The sequence below is a fragment of the Clostridium sp. CTA-7 genome, from assembly GCF_054768095.1.
In genome coordinates, this window is sequence record NZ_BAAAAV010000001.1 from 330,644 (window position 1) to 348,812 (window position 18,169).

An 18,169-nucleotide genomic window follows, 5' to 3' on the forward strand; every position below is an offset into this window, starting at 1 on the left:
ATATGTCCACTTGAAAACTGAAGGAAGAAAGTATAAATTAAATCTAAATTTCAAACATTGATGTTTTAAAGAAATTATATAATCATATTTTCAAAATTATAAATTTTTATACTTTCATATACATTAAAAATTAAGATTACAAGAATAAACTTAAGGTGTGTATTGTCTATAGATAGAGTAAGCAGATCCATTTTTTAATTCTATCCAACAAAGTGTACCTCTATTAGTTAATGGCTTATCATCCTTTATAACAGGATCTCTTATATCCATTGATTTTCGCAAATTAATATAATCTTTAAAATCTTTAAATGAAGCTACTTCGGTTATAGAAGAATTTTTAGGTGGAGCAACATTAATCCCCAAATCTAGAAAATCATGATTTAATAATTGAAAGCTACAGTTGTTTGATATTTCATAGGTGGTTAATTTATCATAGTTATTTCTTATATAATAACTATCTGGAACATAATACTCTCCCTTATCATTAGTAGGAAGATCTATCTTATCTTTATTATCTTTGAGAAATTCCCTAAGAGATTCTTCTCCGCCACGATAAAATTCAACTAAGTCAACATCTATATAAGTTTTTCCATCAATAGTATAGATATTATTAATACATCCAATTTGCTTATCATAAACATTTTCTAAAACTGTTAGGTTCATTTCTACTTGCCGGCCATATTCATCGTTGGTGCCGTAATAACTAAAGGTACCTGGATTTAATGTATCAACTTTTGATACATTCCATGTTAGAGGAAGTGAGATTTGTTCTTCGTTTATATCAGTAATTACACTTTGAGGTAGGTTAAATTCTGAATCTTGATAAACAGAATTTGTAAGCTTAATTACATCAAATTTAGATGAAATTTCTTTAGCTATTGTTTTCATGTTTTCACTGTCTACTCCATTAGCTAGAGCAGTTTTAACTATAAAGTAAGCATCATCAAGTTTATTAGAGTTCATATATATATCCTTTATTTCTAAATATAAATCTTTATTTGTTTTATCTAGATCAATAGCTTTATTAAAATATGCCTTGGCTTCATCGTATTTATCATCATCAAGAAGTTTTTTTGCATTGCTAATAGCTTCATTAACTTCAGTTTCTTCCACTAAAATTTCACCTTGAGTATCATTAGAAACTGTTACTTTTTTTGTCGTGTCAGTGCAGGCAAATAATGAAGTAGTTAATATTAAAAAAATAGGTATAATAGCTAATTTTATAAGTTTTTTATTCATAGTAAAGTCTCCTTTATTTTAGAATTTATAAATATTTTCTAGATATAGAGTACACAGTGTTATTTTTGATTTCAACCCAGCATAAAGTTGTTCTATTAGTTATTATTTTGTCACCTAATTCTTGCTTATTATCTAAGTGCATTTTATACATCATATCAATATAATTTTTGAAGGTTTCATAAGAAACTGTATTTAGTTCAGGTAGATTTGATTCACTATCATAACCTAAGACAAATAAATCAATAAAAAATAGTTGGAATACACAATCTCTTGAAACTTCGTAAGTAGTTATAGTGCTATTATTATTTCTTATATAGTAGCTAAATGGAAGAAAGTATTCTCCTTTTTCCTCATCATAAGCAGCCATATTATCTTTTTTGGCTTCAATTAAAGCTTCATTAGGGTCTAAATATAATTCTACTAAATCTACATCTATATAGGTTTTTCCATTAGAAGTATAAATTTTATTTATAGATCCAATTTGCTTATCATAAACATTTTCTAGAACTGTTAATTCCATTTTTGCCCTTCTACCGTATTCTTCATTAAAACCTTCGTAAATAAAAGTGCCTGTAGTTGAAGAGTCAACTACTTGGTTATCCCAAGTTATAGGAAGTGATATTGTATTTCCTGAAATTACAGTTTTAACTTCGTTAGGTAAGGTGTAGTTAGTATTTTGATATATAGATAAAGTCGTGTTTATTGATTCAAATTTAGAGGAAATATCTTTTAAAATTAATTTCATATTCTCAATATCTATATTGTTTGTTAGTGCTGTCTTTACAATAAAATAGGCATCATCAAATCTATTTAGAGACATATAGATATCCTTAATTTTTAAATATATGTCCTTATTTGTTTTATCTAGAGATATTGCTTTATTGAAATATTCTTTAGCTTCATCAAAATTATTTTCATTAAGATATTCCTCACCAGTTTTTATAGCTTGATTTATTTCATTTTCCTCAGAGGAAATTGTGTTTTTTGTATTATCCGATATAGTTATTTTTTTTGAAGTATTTTGACAAGATACTAGGGTTGATGAAACTGTAATAACAGATATAATTATTATTTTTGAAAAAAATTTTTTATTCATTTCTTAACCTCCATTGATTTCTATACTTATATCATATAAGGTAAAAATTTCTAAAGATTATATAGTTATTTCTAACTTATTTCCAAAAGAAAATTAATTTGGATTTTAAATAAAGCTTTCTGAGGTTATATATGTTAAGAATTTGTATAAAGTATTCGACATTATAAATAATATAGATGTATATGAGGTGAAATTATGCCAGGAGTTTTTAATGTAGGTAATTCATACAATGTAAATAATAAAAGAATATCTAGTAAACTGACCTTTGATTCTGGTGAAAAATTTTCAGGTAAGATAATTAACAAAGATGATAAAAATGAAGTTACTATAAAGCTGCTAGATGGTTGGGAGTTTTCAGCCGAAATTGATGGAGATATAGAATCATTAGATAATGGATTACAAAGATTTCAAGTTGAAGGTTTTGTAAATGGAAAATTAAAATTAAAGGTTATAGCTAAGAGTGTTTCTGGAGATGAGTTAGCTCAAGGTGAATTTAATGATATTATTTCGAAAGAAGGATTAAGCAAAGAAGATACAAACTTATTAAAGTCTATGTTAAAGTTTGGAATCCCCCTTACTAAAGAAAATATAAAAGAAATTAAGGGGTTAATTCAGTTTTCGGATAAGATACAAGCTAATCCAAAAGAGATAGATGAGTTTATATCAAAATACTTAATGAGCAAAGGAATAAGCAAGAATAGTGAAGAAGGAATAAAAATTAATAATATTCTTAAAGAATTTTTAGGAGAGTTTAAGACATTATCAAAAGAAGATATTTTATTATTTTTTGAAAATGATATAGAATTTAATAAAGAAAATATAAAGGGATATAATAATATTTTAAAAGGTGAAAATAATATATCTAAATTACTTGATGATATTTCTAATTCTATTCCAAAGTTTAAAGAAGGAATTTTAGAAGATAGGTTAAATCTTAATAATTCAAATCATAATAAGGATAATTTGAAGTTAAATAATATAAATATTAAGACTACAGATATAGAAGAGGCAATAGATATAAAAAATCTTCAAATTAGTAATGGGGAAGAAGTTAATATTGATCAAAAAGTTAGTAATGGTCAAGAAACTAATAAGGGGCAAGAGGTTAATAATATAAGTAATAAATTAGTGAATGAATTATATCAAAAAAGTGATTCAGGTAATTCTAAGGTTAGTATGCTTTCATTACTTAAATCTATTTCAGGTCAAGCAGAAGACTTGCTTAATACTTCATTAAAAGAAATCTTAAGTAATAGAAGAGTAGAGTTTACAAGTAATGAATTTGATAGAACTTTTAACTCAATAAATTTAATAAAGCCAGAAGAATTTATAGGCAAGCTTAAAGAAATAATAGCTGAGTTTAATGAAATTGGGGCTAAAAATATAGTAGATGAGTTTAATAATTATTTAAATAAAGCTAATAATGAATCATTAGGAGTAACAGAATCATTAGACTTTAGTAAAGGACAATTAGAAAAATTACTATCTACTGCTATGGGAAAAGGAATAACATTAACAGAAGAGGAGTTTTCAAAATTAAAGGATGTTATAAATTTAAAGTACCAAGAAACTTTAGATAAAGATTCAATTAAAAATACTGAAACAAGTGATTTACTTAAAGATGGAGTTATTAAAGATACTACAATAAAAGATGCTATAATAAAATCTGATATATCCATTAATAATAAATTAAATATACCATCAAAAGAGTTAATAGAAGCTTCTATTAATAAAGGTGGAGAAAATAATAAAGAAATAATTAAAGATATTATATCTACTTTAAAGGGAGAGTCTATAATTTCTGAAAAAGTTATAGATATTATAAAAAATAATATAAATGAAATAAAGATGTTTAATAAAATAAGTGAAGAATACTATTATGCAGATGTTCCAGTTAATATTAAAGAAAGAGAATATCCATGTAAGCTAATAATTAAGGATAATAGAAAAGAAGGCAAAAAAATAGATAGTACAAATGTAAAAATGGTAGTTACAGTTGATACTAAAAATTTAGGCACAATAGATGGATATATGAAGGTTTTAGATAGAAAAATAGACATAGATTTAAAATGTGAAGAAAAATTTGTTAAAATAGTAGATATGGCAAAGACAAAATTAGTTAATAATATAGAGAATATGGGATTTTTAGTAGGTGTAAAAGTATCTAAAAAAGAAAGTGAAGTTTCATTAACATCATGCAGGGATTTCTTTAGTTCAAACTCAGGAATATCACTTGATAGGAGAGTTTAAAGTAAAGAGTTTAGGAGGAGAATATGAAAGGAAGAAAAAAGGCTGCTGCTTTAAAATATGAAGAAAATTTAATTGCTCCAATTGTTACAGCAAGTGGAATGGGACATATTGCAGATAAAATACTTGAAAAAGCAGAAGAAAATTATGTTCCTGTAGTGTATAATAAGGAATTGACAGACTTGCTTTGTAATGTAGATATAGGAGAACAAATACCTTCTGATCTTTATGAAGCAGTAGCACATATTATTGCATATGTAACAGATTTAGATAGAATAGTAGAAAGGTGAGTAGATTAAATGGCTTTATATGCTATTTCAGATCTTCATCTTGCTTTTACAACAGACAAACCAATGGACATATTTGGAGAAAAGTGGCTTAAGCATGATGAAAAGATAAAGGATAATTGGATGAATAAAATCACAAATGATGATACAGTGCTTATAGCAGGAGATATATCTTGGTCAATGAGATCGGATGAAAGTAAAGTTGATTTAGATTGGATAAATGCCCTGCCAGGGAAAAAAATTATATCAAAGGGAAACCATGATTATTGGTGGGGTGGAATATCAAAGCTTAATAAGATGTATGAAAACACAAAGTTTCTCCAGAATAATTTTTATACCTATGAGGATTATGCTATTTGTGGTTCAAGAGGATGGATCTTAGAAGGAACAGATAGATTTACAGAAAAGGATAAAAAGATATTTAATAGAGAACTTATAAGATTAAGACTTTCCCTAGATAAAGCAAAAGCAGAAGGATATACAAAGATAATAGTGATGATACATTATCCTCCAATTAACGAGAAAAGAGAACCTTCAGCCTTTACAGAGCTATTTAAAGAATATGCTGTAGAGAAGGTTATATATGGACATTTACATGGACCTTCATTAGCAAATGCACTTAATGGAGAATACGAAGGAATTGAATATATAATGACAGCCTGTGATTTTTTAGATTTTAATCCTAAAAGAATTTTATAAAATAATCTACATTTTAGATTTTTGCATATCTAAAATGTAGATTATTTTTTATATGGTAAATAGCAGTATAATCTGCAGTAAACTATATAAAAGCAAATTAATATAATAATATAAAAATTAAGTTTTGTGACTTTGTTACAGTCAAAAACAATATAAAAGAATATACTTATATCATAGAATAAATAATATGATATTGGAGGAAATAAAAATGAATAATATAAGAGTTTATACAACAAACACTTGTCCATGGTGTACTAAGGTTAAAAATTATTTAACAATTAACAATATAAGTTATGAAGAAGTTAACGTAGGCTTAAATAGAGCAGCAGCTATGGAAATGGTAAACAAGAGTGGACAAATGGGAGTTCCTGTTTTAGATATAGATGGAAAAATAGTTGTTGGGTTTGACAAGAATAGAATAGATAATTTATTAGGACTATAAATTAAAATAGTTATCAAATGGGTTGATAAAGAAAAAAAGTAAAGCTAAAATAATATTAGTTTTACTTTTTTTAGAGTTTATGAGGTATGTATAATATGGATTTAAGAAATGAATTAATGGAAAGTTATCCATTCTTAAAAGATTTAAATGAAGATTTATTAGAAGAGCTTTTCAATAGAATCATTATAAATAATTATTCAATTGGAGATAGTATGTTTAATAATATACAAAGTTGTATAGGTTTTTCTTTTATACTAGAAGGAACAATAAGAGTTTACAAATTAGGGGATGACGGTAAAGACATAACTTTATATAGGTTGAAAAAAGGTGATAATTGTTTTAATACAATACTATGTGCATTAACTAAATCAGAAGATACTTCTTTTGCAGAAGTAGAAGAGAATTCTGTTATTGCCCTTATACCAATGGACTTTTTTAAAAGAACCTTATTAGATAATAGTAGTTTCTTAAAATATATATTTAAAAATTTATATAATAAGTTTGAAGATGTAGTGCAAGGGCTAGAAAAAGTTACATTTGACAGTATAGAAAATAGACTTATAAATTATTTTAAGGAAAAAATGAAAGATAATAATGGTAGTAAGATAATTTATACCACTCATGAAAAAATTGCAGCTGATATAGGCTCATCTAGAGAAGTTGTAAGCAGAAGTTTAAAAGCTTTAGAAAAACGTGGCATTTTAAAACTAAGTAGAGGAAAAATTAAAATTATAAATTGGAGTTATTAAATTTATATTGACATCTAAGTAACAATATCATAAAATTTGAATATAGTAATATTATTGACAGATTAATAACAAAGTGCGATGATATTTATATTGAGAAGGGGGAAGAGGTGATAGCTTGGATAGTAATTATAAACAATATGAAGATATAGCAGAGTTTTTAAAGGTTTTAGCTCATCCTGTTAGACTTTGTATAGTAAAGAATCTTTTAGAAAAAGGTTGTTGTAATGTAACTAATATGCATAGTTGTTTAGGGATGCCTCAATCTACAATTTCTCAGCATTTACAAAAGCTAAAAAGTGTTGGAATAATAAAAGGTGAAAGAAATGGACTAGAAATAGTTTATGAAGTAGTAGATGAAAGAGCAGGAAAAATAATAAAATCACTTATTGAATGATAAGTGATAATAAGTAGTTGTTAATTTAGGACAGCTAATATAAAGCTGTTCTTTAAATTTATAGTATAAATCGTAATATTATAATATACAAATAACTTATTAAATAGATATTAAAATGAAATTCATTTATTTAAATTTTTATAAAGATTAGTATTATTTAATTTAGGAGGATTTTAAATGAAAAAGAAGGTTTTAATAGTTGGTGGTGTTGCAGGAGGAGCATCTGCTGCAGCTAGACTTAGAAGGTTAGATGAAAATATTGATATAGTAATGTTTGAAAAAGGTGAATATATTTCATTTGCAAATTGTGGACTTCCTTACTATGTTGGAGAAGTTATAAAAGAAAGAGACGCACTTTTACTTCAAACACCAGAAAAAATGAAATCTAGATTTAATATAGACGTTAGAGTTAATAGTGAAGTAGTAAGTATTAATTCAGAAAAGAAAACTGTTAAAGTTAAATCTTTAAAGGATGGTGAGTATGAAGAGAACTTTGATTACTTAGTTCTATCACCAGGAGCTAAACCAATAAGACCTAATTTACCAGGGATTGATAGTGAAAAAATATTTGCTGTTAGAAATGTTCCAGACATAGATAGAATAAAAGCTTATGTAGATTCGAAAGAGACTAAATCTGCTGTTGTTATAGGTGGAGGATTTATCGGAGTAGAAATGGCTGAAAACTTAAAAGAAAGAGGAATAAAAGTAACTTTAGTTGAAGCTGCGCCTCATGTTTTAGCACCATTTGATTCTGAATTTTCATGTTTAATTGAAAGAGAATTAAATGCAAATGACATAATCATAATACTAAATGACAAGGTTAATGGATTTGAAGAAACTTCAGATTCAATAAAGGTTAACCTTGGAAGTGGAAAAGAAATAGTTGCTGATATGGTCATTTCAGCAATTGGAGTTACTCCTGACACTTCTTTTATTAGAGATACAGGAATAGAGCTTGGGGAAAGAGGTCATATAATAGTTGATGATCATATGAGAACAAATAAAGAGGGGATTTTTGCAGTAGGAGATGCCGTAGTTGTTAAAGATTATGTAAATGGAAAAGAATCATTTATCCCATTAGCAGGACCTGCAAATAGACAAGGAAGAATAGTAGCAGATAATATAGCTGGATTAAACTCAGCTTATAAAGGAACATTAGGAACTTCAATAATTAAAGTTTTTGATATGGTTGCTGCATCAACTGGAAATAATGAAAGAACACTAAATAGATTTGGAATTAAATTTAATAAGGCTTATTTACATCCAATGAGCCATGCGGGATATTATCCAGATGCTACACCATTAACAATTAAAGTTATATATGATATTGAAGGAAAAATATTAGGAGCACAGGCTTTAGGTTACGAAGGTGTAGATAAATTTATAGATGTAATAGCAACTTCAATTAAATTTGGTGGAACAATGGAAGACCTAGCAGAGCTTGAACTTGCATATGCACCTCCATTTTTATCAGCAAAATCTCCAGCAAATATGGCAGGTTTTGTTGCTCAAAATCAAAACAAAGGATTAGTAGATACTATAAACATAGAAGAGTTAAAAGACTTTGATTCATCAAAGCAAATTTTACTAGATACAAGAGACAAGCAAGAAGTTGAACTTGGTAAAATAAAAGATTCGATAAATATACCAGTTAATGATTTAAGAGAAAACTTAGATAAGTTAGATAAGGATAAGGAGATTTTGGTTTACTGTGCTGTTGGTATAAGAGGTTATATAGCTGTAAGAATATTAAAGGCTAATGGGTTTAAGGCTAGAAACTTAAACGGTGGATACAAAACTTATGCAAACTGGAACTATAAAGCTAGAGTTATAGAAGATTCTATGGATGATAATAACGAAAATAACTATGGCGGAGATTCTGTAATGAAGGAAGTAGCAGCAGATCAAATAAGAGAATTGAATGCAACTGGATTATCTTGTCCAGGACCATTAATGCAAGTAAAAGCAACTATGGATACTATGGATGATGGAGAAGTACTAAAAGTAAAGGTATCAGATGAGGGTTTCTGTAGAGATATTGAAGCATGGACTAAAAAGACTAATAATAGACTTTTAAGCATAGAAAAGAATAAAGGTATAATAGAAGCTACGATTAAAAAATGTTCAGATCAGTTTTTATCAGAAAAAGCAGTTTCTAATGCTTGTTCAAATCTTCCAACTAAAAATGGACAAACAATGGTAGTGTTTAGTGGAGATTTAGATAAAGCTATAGCTTCATTTATAATAGCAAATGGTGCTGCAACGATGGGTAAAAAAGTCACTATGTTTTTCACTTTCTGGGGACTAAATATATTAAGAAAACCAGAAAAAATTAAAACTTCCAAGAATTTAATAGAAAAAGCCTTTGGAATCATGATGCCAAGAGGTAGCAAAAAGCTAGGCTTATCAAAGATGAATATGGGAGGAATGGGTGCTAAAATGATAAGAGGTGTCATGAACAACAAAAACATTCAATCTCTTGAAGACTTAATGGAGGCAGCTATTGAAAATGGAGTTGAAATAGTAGCTTGTACAATGTCTATGGATGTTATGGGAATTAAAAAAGAAGAATTAATAGATGGTATAAGCTATGGTGGGGTAGGATACTACCTTGGAGAAGCTGATGATTCTAATATTAACCTATTTATTTAATAGTTAAAATAACTTAAAAACTAAAGGGATATGCTTTGCATATCCCTTTCTATTACTATTAAATTTGATTATTTAATGATGAAATAGTATCATCAAGCCTTTCTAAGCTAGTTGTTTGTAAGTCCATATTTGCAGCAATTTCTTCACATAAAGCAGAATGCTCTTGAGAAATAGTAGAAACTCTTTCTATTGTAGATAAAACATTATCTTTTTCAGAAGAAGCTACAGTTAGATTTTCTATACAGCTATCAATTTCTGTAATTGAATCACTTATTGATGATTTTATATTTGTAAAGCTACTTTTAGTGCTAAGAAGGGTTTTTTGTTGATTATCTATAGCTGAACTACCAGCTTGCACAGCTTTTGAAGTATCAATTATATCAGATTTAATATCATCTAATATTTTAGTGATACTTTCAACAGATTGCTTTGAGTTTTCAGCGAGCTTTCTTACTTCACCAGCAACTACTGAGAAGCCTCTACCAGCTTCTCCAGCTCTTGCAGCTTCAATTGCTGCGTTAAGAGAAAGTAAGTTTGTTTGGCTTGCAATTTGACTTATAGAATCTGTAATTGTATTTACTGATTCTAATTTTGAAACAAGAGAATTTACAGTTTGGCTTACTATTGTGAAAGCTTGTTGTAATGACATTAATGATTCATTTAAATCAGTAAATGTATTTAATCCTTCATCAGCAACTTTATCTGTATCAAATACTGCTATTTGCACATTAGTGACATTATAAGCTAACTGTTCCATACGACTATTGAAATTTGCCATTATATTGTTAACATTATTAATTTCTTCAGCTTGTGTAAGAGTAGCAGTAGTTAAATTTGATAATGAACTATTAACATCGTGTATTGCACTAGATATACTAGAACTGCTTTCACTTAACATAACCATCTCATTTTTTAGATTCTCGTTTGCATTTTCTTTTTTGTTAATGTTAGTAGTAACGAACTCATTTGAAATTTCCTCTACATTATTTTTGGTTACTTCACTATTCTTCTTTGATTTAGAAAATAAACCCATTTTAGTACCTCCTAATTTTATCCTTTCCATCACGAGCCATCTCTTTTATTTTTTGAGGCGCACCTATAGAAGTAATTACTTCAGAAAACCATTTTAGAGCAAGGGTATCTTCACTAATTCTTCTATATAATTCACCGATTAGGAACATAATAGAAAACCTATCCAATCCATATACTGGAAGTTTTTCATTCGTAAATGTATCATTAAAAGCTGCTAATGCTTGTTTAATAAAGTTTTTTTCATTAACATCGTCCATTAATAGCCTGTACATCCAAGCGATTTTTAAGCAAAGCATAGCTTTAGTACTACTTTTACCTTCAATAATTAAGGCGTTAAGTAAAGCTAATTTATATCTTTCAATTGCAATTTTTTCATTAAAAGGAATATCATATTCACGATTGATCCATTTAGGTGTGATTTTTTCTTTAACTAGTTTTATTTGAAATTCTCTTATTTTATTAAAATCTGTTTTTAAGGAAGCGTAACCACAAGTTGGGCATAACCATACTTCATAAAAATATGGGTTTATAACAGAATATCTTATAAATAAGTCTGAATCTCTAGAAACAACTCTAGGTGCATTAACCTTTACAGATGCTGTTCTAAAAGAGTTATCACAAACTGGACAAGATACTTCCTTAAGGAATAAATTATTTATTAATTTATGATTATTATCGTTTACTTCTTTTAAATCTTTAGTATTTATGTCGTTTGAAGATTTTATCATAAGTTACCACCTCAATATTACACATATAGGTAATTATAACATATTGGAGTGATTTTGTAGATAAGACATTTATAAATATAAGAATATAACTTAAATAATTTGATTACACATTTTAATATTTTTGATATAATAGTTAAGGTGAAGTTTGAAAAGGGTGATAAGATATGGCAATTCAAGATTGGAAAAGTTTTTTTATGCCTTATGAACAGGCTGTAGATGAACTGAAAGTAAAACTTAGAAGCATAAGAAAGGAATATAGAAAGAAAAATGAATATTCTCCAATAGAATTTGTTACAGGAAGAGTAAAAGAAATATCAAGTCTTCTTGAAAAAGCTAATAAATTCGGAATTCCTTTAGATAGGCTTCAATATGAAATTGAAGACATAGCTGGCATTAGGATAATGTGTCAGTTTGTAGATGATATAGATAGAGTTGTAGAAATATTAAGAGCAAGAAAAGATATGCAAATACTCTATGAAAAGGACTATGTTAGAGGTGTAAAAGAAAGTGGATATAGAAGCTATCATATTATAATTAAGTATCCAATAAATATGGCAGAAGGCCAAAAGGAGTTATTAGCTGAATTTCAGATAAGAACATTAGCTATGAACTTTTGGGCAACTATAGAGCATTCTTTAAATTATAAGTATAAAAAACAATTACCTGATAATGTAAGAGAGAAGCTTAAGAAAGCAGCTGATGCAGCTTTTGAATTAGATGAACAAATGCTTGATATTAAGGATGAAATCAAAGATGCTCAAAGGCTATTTGAAATAAAGTCAGATATTATTTCAAGTATAATGCATAATATATTAACTCTTATATCATTAGGAAAGTTTGCTGAAGCAAGTAGGTATGAAAGTTCATTAAATAAGTTAATAGAAGATGGAGAGATATATGAACTTAACAATCTACTAGTATCTATTAAAAGAGATATAAATAAGTATAAAGATAATTAATATTTAAAAATAAATAATTAGTATTTTAAAGAAGGGGATATTTTCACAATTTAGACATGTGAAAATATCCCCTATTTTTTATTTTTTATAAGATATTATTTAAATCTATTTTAAATTTTTTATAATATACCCAATCCTGCACTTGCATAACCTACTATTGGATTAGGAGCAACAGTTGTTGTTCCTTGAGCTATAGCTGAGAAAACTAACATTAAGCGTGTTTGCCTTCTTACAGGTATATTTATATTTCGCCTAATTCCAGTAGATACACTACCTATAATTGAAGCACCTGTGATTGGTGGTGCTAATGTTACTTCTGTACCTGGTATTGCTGTGAAAGTAATACTTGGTGGGAATGATCTGTATAACTGAGCCCTTATAAGAACTGCCCCTGCAGTAATACCTGATAAATTAGATAAAGTAAAATCTGCAGCTAGTGATCTTATAATTCCATTTCTTGGCATAGTAAATGCCATATTAACAGTGCCCGCTAGCGGCAAAGTAATAGTTCCACTCGGTACATTTAATGTAAGTGGAGTTGCATTATTACCAAAAGCAATTGCACTTTCATTTACATTAACAGTATTAGGTTGAATTACATTTAAGCTTACAGTACCTCCTGATGCAAATGGAATTATACTTGAAGCTAATCTTATTTCTCTACAATGTCTTTCATGACATCTGTGATCATCATGACATTTGTGATCATCATGACATTTGTCATCATCATGCCATCTGTGCTTATCGTCACATTCATCTTCTTCGTACATTGCTTTAGAGTCTGAATAATCATTTGAAGAATGATCGTAATAAAAATTATTTGGATAATTGTCAATACTCATTTGTATTTCTCCTTTTTTCATAAGTTATTGATATATTACATAATATGCAGAAAATTTAAAAATGTTAATTCTATATAAAAATATGTTGATTTATTTTAAAAAAATAATTGACAATGATAATCTTTATCATCTATACTAATAATCAATTGATAGAAATTATCAAATAACAGGAGTGAGTATATGACTAAGAAATCTTTAATAGCAACTACTATTATATTATCAGTAATATCCCTATTTGTTGGAGTATCAGATATTAATTTTTTTAATATAGGAGCAGAAGAAATAGAAGTGCTTATGATAAGTAGGATACCTAGGGTGTTAAGCATATTAGTAGCCGGAATAGGAATGAGCATTAGTGGAGTTATAATGCAGCAAATAAGTAATAATAAATTTATTTCGCCAACAACAGCAGCAACAGTTGATTCGGCTAAGCTTGGAGTTTTATTTTCATTAATAGTGTTCAACTCAGCTACTATAATGCAAAAAATGTTTTTATCCTTTGTATTTGCAATAATAGGTACTTTTATTTTTATGGCAATACTTAAAAAAATAAAATTTAAAAATGTAATTTTTATTCCATTAGTAGGTATAATGCTCGGAAATGTAATAGGCTCAATAACAGATTTCTTTGCATTCAAATACAACTTAACTCAAAATATTGGAGCTTTTATGCAAGGTAGTTTCTCATCAGTAATAAAGGGAAACTATGAAATATTGTACTTAAGTATTCCCTTGGTAATAATTGCTTTTTCGTATGTACATAAGTTTACATTAGCAGGTATGGGGGAAGATATGTCAGTTAGCCTTGGGCTAAACTACAAAAGAGTAACTAATATAGGAGTTATATTAGTTGCATTAATATCAGCTTTAGTTGTAATAACAGTTGGAAGTATCCCATTTATAGGACTTATTATCCCTAATATTGTATCTATTTGGAAAGGGGACAACTTAAAAAATAATATGCCTTTAGTTGCACTTTTAGGATCTAGCTTTTTATTAGCATGTGATATATTAAGTCGTTTAATAATTTTCCCTTATGAAATACCAATAGATTTAACTGTTGGGGTAATTGGTGGAATAATATTCCTTTATCTAATATTTAGGAGGAATAAGTAATGATAAATAAGAAAAAAAGAACATGGGCACTTTTTATACTAGCAGTAATTTTTTTAATTTTATATATTGTATGGGGATTAAATTCTAATAACTATACTTACAATTTATCACATAGACTTCCAAAGGTTTTAGGGATAATAATAGCAGGAGGAACAATAGCAGTAGCATCAATACTATTTCAAACTATTACAAATAATAGAATTATTACACCTAGCATAATAGGATTAGATGCATTATATGGCTTAGTTCAAAGTTTTGTAGTATTTGTATTTGGGTCAAGCTCTATATTTATGACTAACAAAACTATAAACTTCATAGCATCAGGAACAATTATGATAGGACTTGCAATGCTATTATTTAAAGTTGTATTAAAAAAAGGGAAAAACAATATATTTTTCTTGCTTTTAGTAGGAACAGTACTAGGAACTTTATTTAGAAGTTTCTCAACTTTTATTCAAGTTCTTATAGATCCTAATGAATATGATGCATTACAAAGTAGATTATATGCTTCATTTAGTTTAGTAAATACACAGATACTGTTTGTATCAATTATAGTTATACTAATACTTTTTGCATTCTTATATGATGACTTTAAAAAACTAGATGTTATGTCATTAGGTAGAGAACAAGCAATAAATTTAGGTATAGATTACGATAAATTTAGTAAAAAAATATTAGTAATAGTAGCTATATTAGTATCTTTATCAACAGCTTTGGTTGGACCAATAACTTTCTTAGGAATTATAGTAGTAAATTTAACTTATGAAGTTATAAGAAGCCATAAGCATACTGAATTAATTATAGTAGGTATATTAATTAGTGTTATAGCTTTGGTAGGAGGACAATTTTTAGTTGAAAGAGTATTTAATTTTAATACAACAGTGGGAATAATAATTAACTTCATAGGAGGAGTTTATTTTATAAATTTACTGTTAAGGGAGAGTAGAGCATGATAGAAGTTAAAAATATAAGTAAAAGTTATGGAAGTAAAAAAGTTTTAGAAAATGTTTCTTTTAATATAGAAAAAGGAAAAATAACATCTTTTATAGGTCCTAATGGTGCAGGAAAAAGCACAGTTCTATCTATAATATCAAGACTCATGGATATGGATGAAGGAGAGGTATTTATAGATGGTAAAGAACTTAAATCATGGGATACAAAAGAACTTTCAAAAAAATTATCTATACTTAAGCAAAGTAACAATATAAATATAAGATTAACAATTAGAGAATTAGTATCCTTTGGAAGGTTCCCATATTGTGAAGGAAAGTTAAAAGAAGAAGATGAAATTTTAGTAGATAAGGCTTTAGAATATATGAAGCTTATAGATATACAAGATAAATATTTAGATGAGCTTAGCGGTGGGCAAAAGCAAAGAGCTTATATAGCTACGATAGTAGCTCAAGATACAGATTATATACTTTTAGATGAACCACTAAACAATTTAGATATGAAGCATTCAGCAGAAATGATGAAGCTACTTAGAAAAATGGTTAATGACTTAAGGAAAACAATTATAATAGTTATTCATGATATAAACTTTGCATCTTGCTATTCAGATAATATAGTTGCTTTAAAGGATGGGAAATTAGTTGAAAATGGCAGCTGGGAAAATATTATTACAGAGGATAGCTTAAGTAAACTTTATGAGATGAACTTTAATATAAGAGAAGTTAACAATCAAAGAATATGTATATATTTTTAACATAATTAATATAAATTTTTATAAAATGGAGGAATTTTAAAATGAATAAAAAAATAGGAATAATTATAGGTATTATAATAGTATTAATGCTTGGTGGCTTTGGAGTATATAAATTTAAAGGTGAATCTACAACACAAACACAAGTTGAAAAGACAGTTAAAATTGTAGATAGAAAGGGAGAAAAAGAAGTTCCATTAAAGCCAGAAAGAGTAGTTGTATTAGATTTAGGTTCATTAGATATAATGACTGAATTAGGGGTAGAACCAGTTGGGTTGCCTAAAAATTCATTACCATCATATTTAGAAAAGTATAAAGATAGTAAATATGCTGATTTAGGTGCTTTAAAAGAATTTAATATGGAAAAAATAAATGAATTAAAGCCAGATTTAATTATAATAGAAGGAAGACAAGAATCTTTTTATGATGAGCTAGCTAAGATAGCACCAGTAGTATTCTTAGGAACAAAGGATGGAGATCATTTTGGTTCATTAGAGACAAATATAGATGTTCTAGGAACTATATTTGATAAGAAAGATGTAGCTGATAATAAATTAAAAGATATAAATACTAGAGTTGAAGCAATAAACAAAAAAGTTAAAAAATTAAATAAAACTGCCTTAGTTTCAATGGTTAGTGATAGTAAGATAAGCGTTTTTGGACAAGGATCAAGATTCAGAATGATATATGATAAGTTTGGATTCGCTCCTGCTGATGATAAAATTGAGGTGTCAGGACATGGACAAGATGTTTCATATGAATATTTAAAAGCTAAAAACCCAGGATATTTATTTGTTATAGATAGAGGAGCTGTAGTAGGCGGAAATCAAAAACCAGCGAAAGAAGTTATAGAAAATGAATTAGTAAAAACAACAGACGCATATAAAGAAGGCAACATTGTTTATTTAAATCCACAAGCATGGTATATAGGTGGTAGCGGATTAATGTCAACAGATGTAATGCTTACAGAAATAGAAAACTCACTTAAGTAAAATTCTATAATTAGTAATCAAATATCTCTTTATATAAAAATACGTTAAGTTAAGAAAATTTAAGTTTATTTATAAAAGTAGGATGCTTTTAAATTGTAAAAGTGCCTTACTTTTATTTATTATAAAATTTTATAAAAAACTCTTTACAACTAATAATAATTATTATATAATAATAAATGTAAACAGGAATTACAAAATAAAAAAAGATTATAATTAAATTAAGATATAAATGAGGAGGATTTTAAATTATGAAGAAATTTGTTTGTACAGTATGTGGATACGTTCATGAAGGGGATATGGCGCCAGCACAATGTCCAGTATGTAAGGTTGGAGCAGATAAGTTCGTAGAACAATCAGGAGATTTAGCATGGGCAGATGAACACAGAGTAGGAGTAGCAAAAGATGTAGATCCAAGAGTAATGGAAGGATTACAAGCTAACTTTGTAGGAGAATGTACAGAAGTAGGAATGTACTTAGCAATGTCAAGACAAGCAGACAGAGAAGGATTCCCAGAAGTAGCTGAAGCATATAAGAGAATAGCATTTGAAGAAGCAGAACATGCAGCTAAATTTGCAGAATTAATTGGAGAAGTAGTAGTAGCAGATACAAAGGCTAACTTACAAGCAAGAGTAAATGCAGAACACGGAGCTTGCCAAGGAAAGAAAGATTTAGCAACATTAGCTAAACAATTAAACTTAGATGCAGTTCATGATACAGTTCATGAAATGTGTAAAGATGAAGCTAGACATGGTCAAGCATTCAAAGGATTATTAGACAGATATTTCGGACAAAACTAATTATAAGTATATAGATTCTCAGAAAAGGAGTTATTCTCTAATGATTAATAAAGTCATTAGAGATATAACTTCTTTTTATATTTTTATATAAGAGTTTCAGAGCTCAACAATTTATAATAAAAACGAATTGGAAATTGCAATATAAATTCTTATTTCTTTCATAATATTATAAAAATGTATATAATAAGATAATAGA

General features: G+C 27.7%; 18 protein-coding genes. 13 read left to right on the forward strand and 5 right to left on the reverse strand.

The window, feature by feature from the left end; genetic code table 11:
• Positions 1-150 precede the first annotated feature (150 nt).
• Both ACYUEX_RS01370 and ACYUEX_RS01375 read right to left on the reverse strand, forming a co-directional pair.
• A complete protein-coding gene (locus ACYUEX_RS01370) occupies positions 151-1,239 on the reverse strand; it encodes a tetratricopeptide repeat protein (RefSeq protein WP_460286232.1) in 1,089 nt (362 codons plus the stop codon).
• A gap of 25 nt (positions 1,240-1,264) precedes the next feature.
• Entirely contained in the window at positions 1,265-2,335 is a 1,071-nt protein-coding gene (locus ACYUEX_RS01375; protein ID WP_460286233.1) for an Ig-like domain-containing protein, read from the reverse strand.
• A gap of 195 nt (positions 2,336-2,530) precedes the next feature.
• On the opposite strand from ACYUEX_RS01375, the gene ACYUEX_RS01380 reads away from it, so the two are divergent.
• From ACYUEX_RS01380 to ACYUEX_RS01410, 7 genes are all read left to right on the forward strand, one after another.
• Positions 2,531-4,585 carry a hypothetical protein gene (locus ACYUEX_RS01380; RefSeq protein WP_460286234.1) on the forward strand — a complete coding sequence of 685 codons (2,055 nt, stop codon included), beginning with the start codon at positions 2,531-2,533 and terminating at the stop codon, positions 4,583-4,585.
• Positions 4,586-4,608: 23 nt separating this feature from the next.
• On the forward strand, positions 4,609-4,872 hold the full coding sequence (locus ACYUEX_RS01385) for an EscU/YscU/HrcU family type III secretion system export apparatus switch protein (RefSeq protein ID WP_411169905.1): 264 nt from the start codon (positions 4,609-4,611) through the stop codon (positions 4,870-4,872).
• 9 nt (positions 4,873-4,881) lie between these two features.
• Positions 4,882-5,568: a metallophosphoesterase gene (locus tag ACYUEX_RS01390; protein ID WP_460286235.1), complete on the forward strand. Its 687-nt coding sequence runs from the start codon at positions 4,882-4,884 to the stop codon at positions 5,566-5,568.
• A 208-nt stretch (positions 5,569-5,776) separates the two neighbouring features.
• On the forward strand, positions 5,777-6,010 hold the full coding sequence (locus ACYUEX_RS01395; RefSeq protein WP_460286236.1) for a glutaredoxin family protein: 234 nt from the start codon (positions 5,777-5,779) through the stop codon (positions 6,008-6,010).
• 95 nt (positions 6,011-6,105) lie between these two features.
• On the forward strand, positions 6,106-6,759 hold the full coding sequence (locus tag ACYUEX_RS01400) for a Crp/Fnr family transcriptional regulator (protein WP_460286237.1): 654 nt from the start codon (positions 6,106-6,108) through the stop codon (positions 6,757-6,759).
• 115 nt (positions 6,760-6,874) lie between these two features.
• Entirely contained in the window at positions 6,875-7,153 is a 279-nt protein-coding gene (locus ACYUEX_RS01405; RefSeq protein ID WP_460286238.1) for an ArsR/SmtB family transcription factor, read from the forward strand.
• A 177-nt stretch (positions 7,154-7,330) separates the two neighbouring features.
• On the forward strand, positions 7,331-9,805 hold the full coding sequence (locus ACYUEX_RS01410) for a DsrE/DsrF/DrsH-like family protein (protein ID WP_460286239.1): 2,475 nt from the start codon (positions 7,331-7,333) through the stop codon (positions 9,803-9,805).
• A gap of 58 nt (positions 9,806-9,863) precedes the next feature.
• Here ACYUEX_RS01410 and ACYUEX_RS01415 read toward each other — a convergent pair whose 3' ends face one another.
• The gene (locus ACYUEX_RS01415; RefSeq protein ID WP_460286240.1) at positions 9,864-10,838 is read right to left on the reverse strand and encodes a methyl-accepting chemotaxis protein; all 975 of its coding nucleotides are present in this window, start codon (positions 10,836-10,838) and stop codon (positions 9,864-9,866) included.
• A 1-nt stretch (position 10,839) separates the two neighbouring features.
• Positions 10,840-11,565 carry a DUF2225 domain-containing protein gene (locus ACYUEX_RS01420; RefSeq protein ID WP_460286241.1) on the reverse strand — a complete coding sequence of 242 codons (726 nt, stop codon included), beginning with the start codon at positions 11,563-11,565 and terminating at the stop codon, positions 10,840-10,842.
• 164 nt (positions 11,566-11,729) lie between these two features.
• Here ACYUEX_RS01420 and ACYUEX_RS01425 point away from each other — a divergent pair, with 164 nt between their 5' ends.
• Positions 11,730-12,524, forward strand: coding sequence for a GTP pyrophosphokinase (locus ACYUEX_RS01425; protein WP_460286242.1), 795 nt, complete (start codon positions 11,730-11,732; stop codon positions 12,522-12,524).
• Between the two features lie 119 nt (positions 12,525-12,643).
• Here the strand turns inward: ACYUEX_RS01425 and ACYUEX_RS01430 are convergent, their stop codons facing one another.
• The gene (locus tag ACYUEX_RS01430; RefSeq protein WP_460286243.1) at positions 12,644-13,366 is read right to left on the reverse strand and encodes an exosporium glycoprotein BclB-related protein; all 723 of its coding nucleotides are present in this window, start codon (positions 13,364-13,366) and stop codon (positions 12,644-12,646) included.
• Positions 13,367-13,546: 180 nt separating this feature from the next.
• On the opposite strand from ACYUEX_RS01430, the gene ACYUEX_RS01435 reads away from it, so the two are divergent.
• The 5 genes from ACYUEX_RS01435 (at position 13,547) to ACYUEX_RS01455 (ending at position 17,973) form a co-directional block, all read left to right on the forward strand.
• Entirely contained in the window at positions 13,547-14,482 is a 936-nt protein-coding gene (locus tag ACYUEX_RS01435) for an ABC transporter permease (protein ID WP_460286244.1), read from the forward strand.
• Positions 14,482-15,435 carry an iron chelate uptake ABC transporter family permease subunit gene (locus ACYUEX_RS01440; RefSeq protein WP_460286245.1) on the forward strand — a complete coding sequence of 318 codons (954 nt, stop codon included), beginning with the start codon at positions 14,482-14,484 and terminating at the stop codon, positions 15,433-15,435. Before ACYUEX_RS01435 ends, ACYUEX_RS01440 begins: the two co-directional genes overlap by 1 nt.
• The gene (locus ACYUEX_RS01445; protein ID WP_460286246.1) at positions 15,432-16,187 is read left to right on the forward strand and encodes an iron ABC transporter ATP-binding protein; all 756 of its coding nucleotides are present in this window, start codon (positions 15,432-15,434) and stop codon (positions 16,185-16,187) included. Before ACYUEX_RS01440 ends, ACYUEX_RS01445 begins: the two co-directional genes overlap by 4 nt.
• Positions 16,188-16,228: 41 nt before the next feature.
• Entirely contained in the window at positions 16,229-17,176 is a 948-nt protein-coding gene (locus ACYUEX_RS01450) for a siderophore ABC transporter substrate-binding protein (protein WP_460286247.1), read from the forward strand.
• A gap of 248 nt (positions 17,177-17,424) precedes the next feature.
• Positions 17,425-17,973 carry an NADH peroxidase gene (locus ACYUEX_RS01455; protein ID WP_411168699.1) on the forward strand — a complete coding sequence of 183 codons (549 nt, stop codon included), beginning with the start codon at positions 17,425-17,427 and terminating at the stop codon, positions 17,971-17,973.
• Positions 17,974-18,169: the final 196 nt, after the last annotated feature.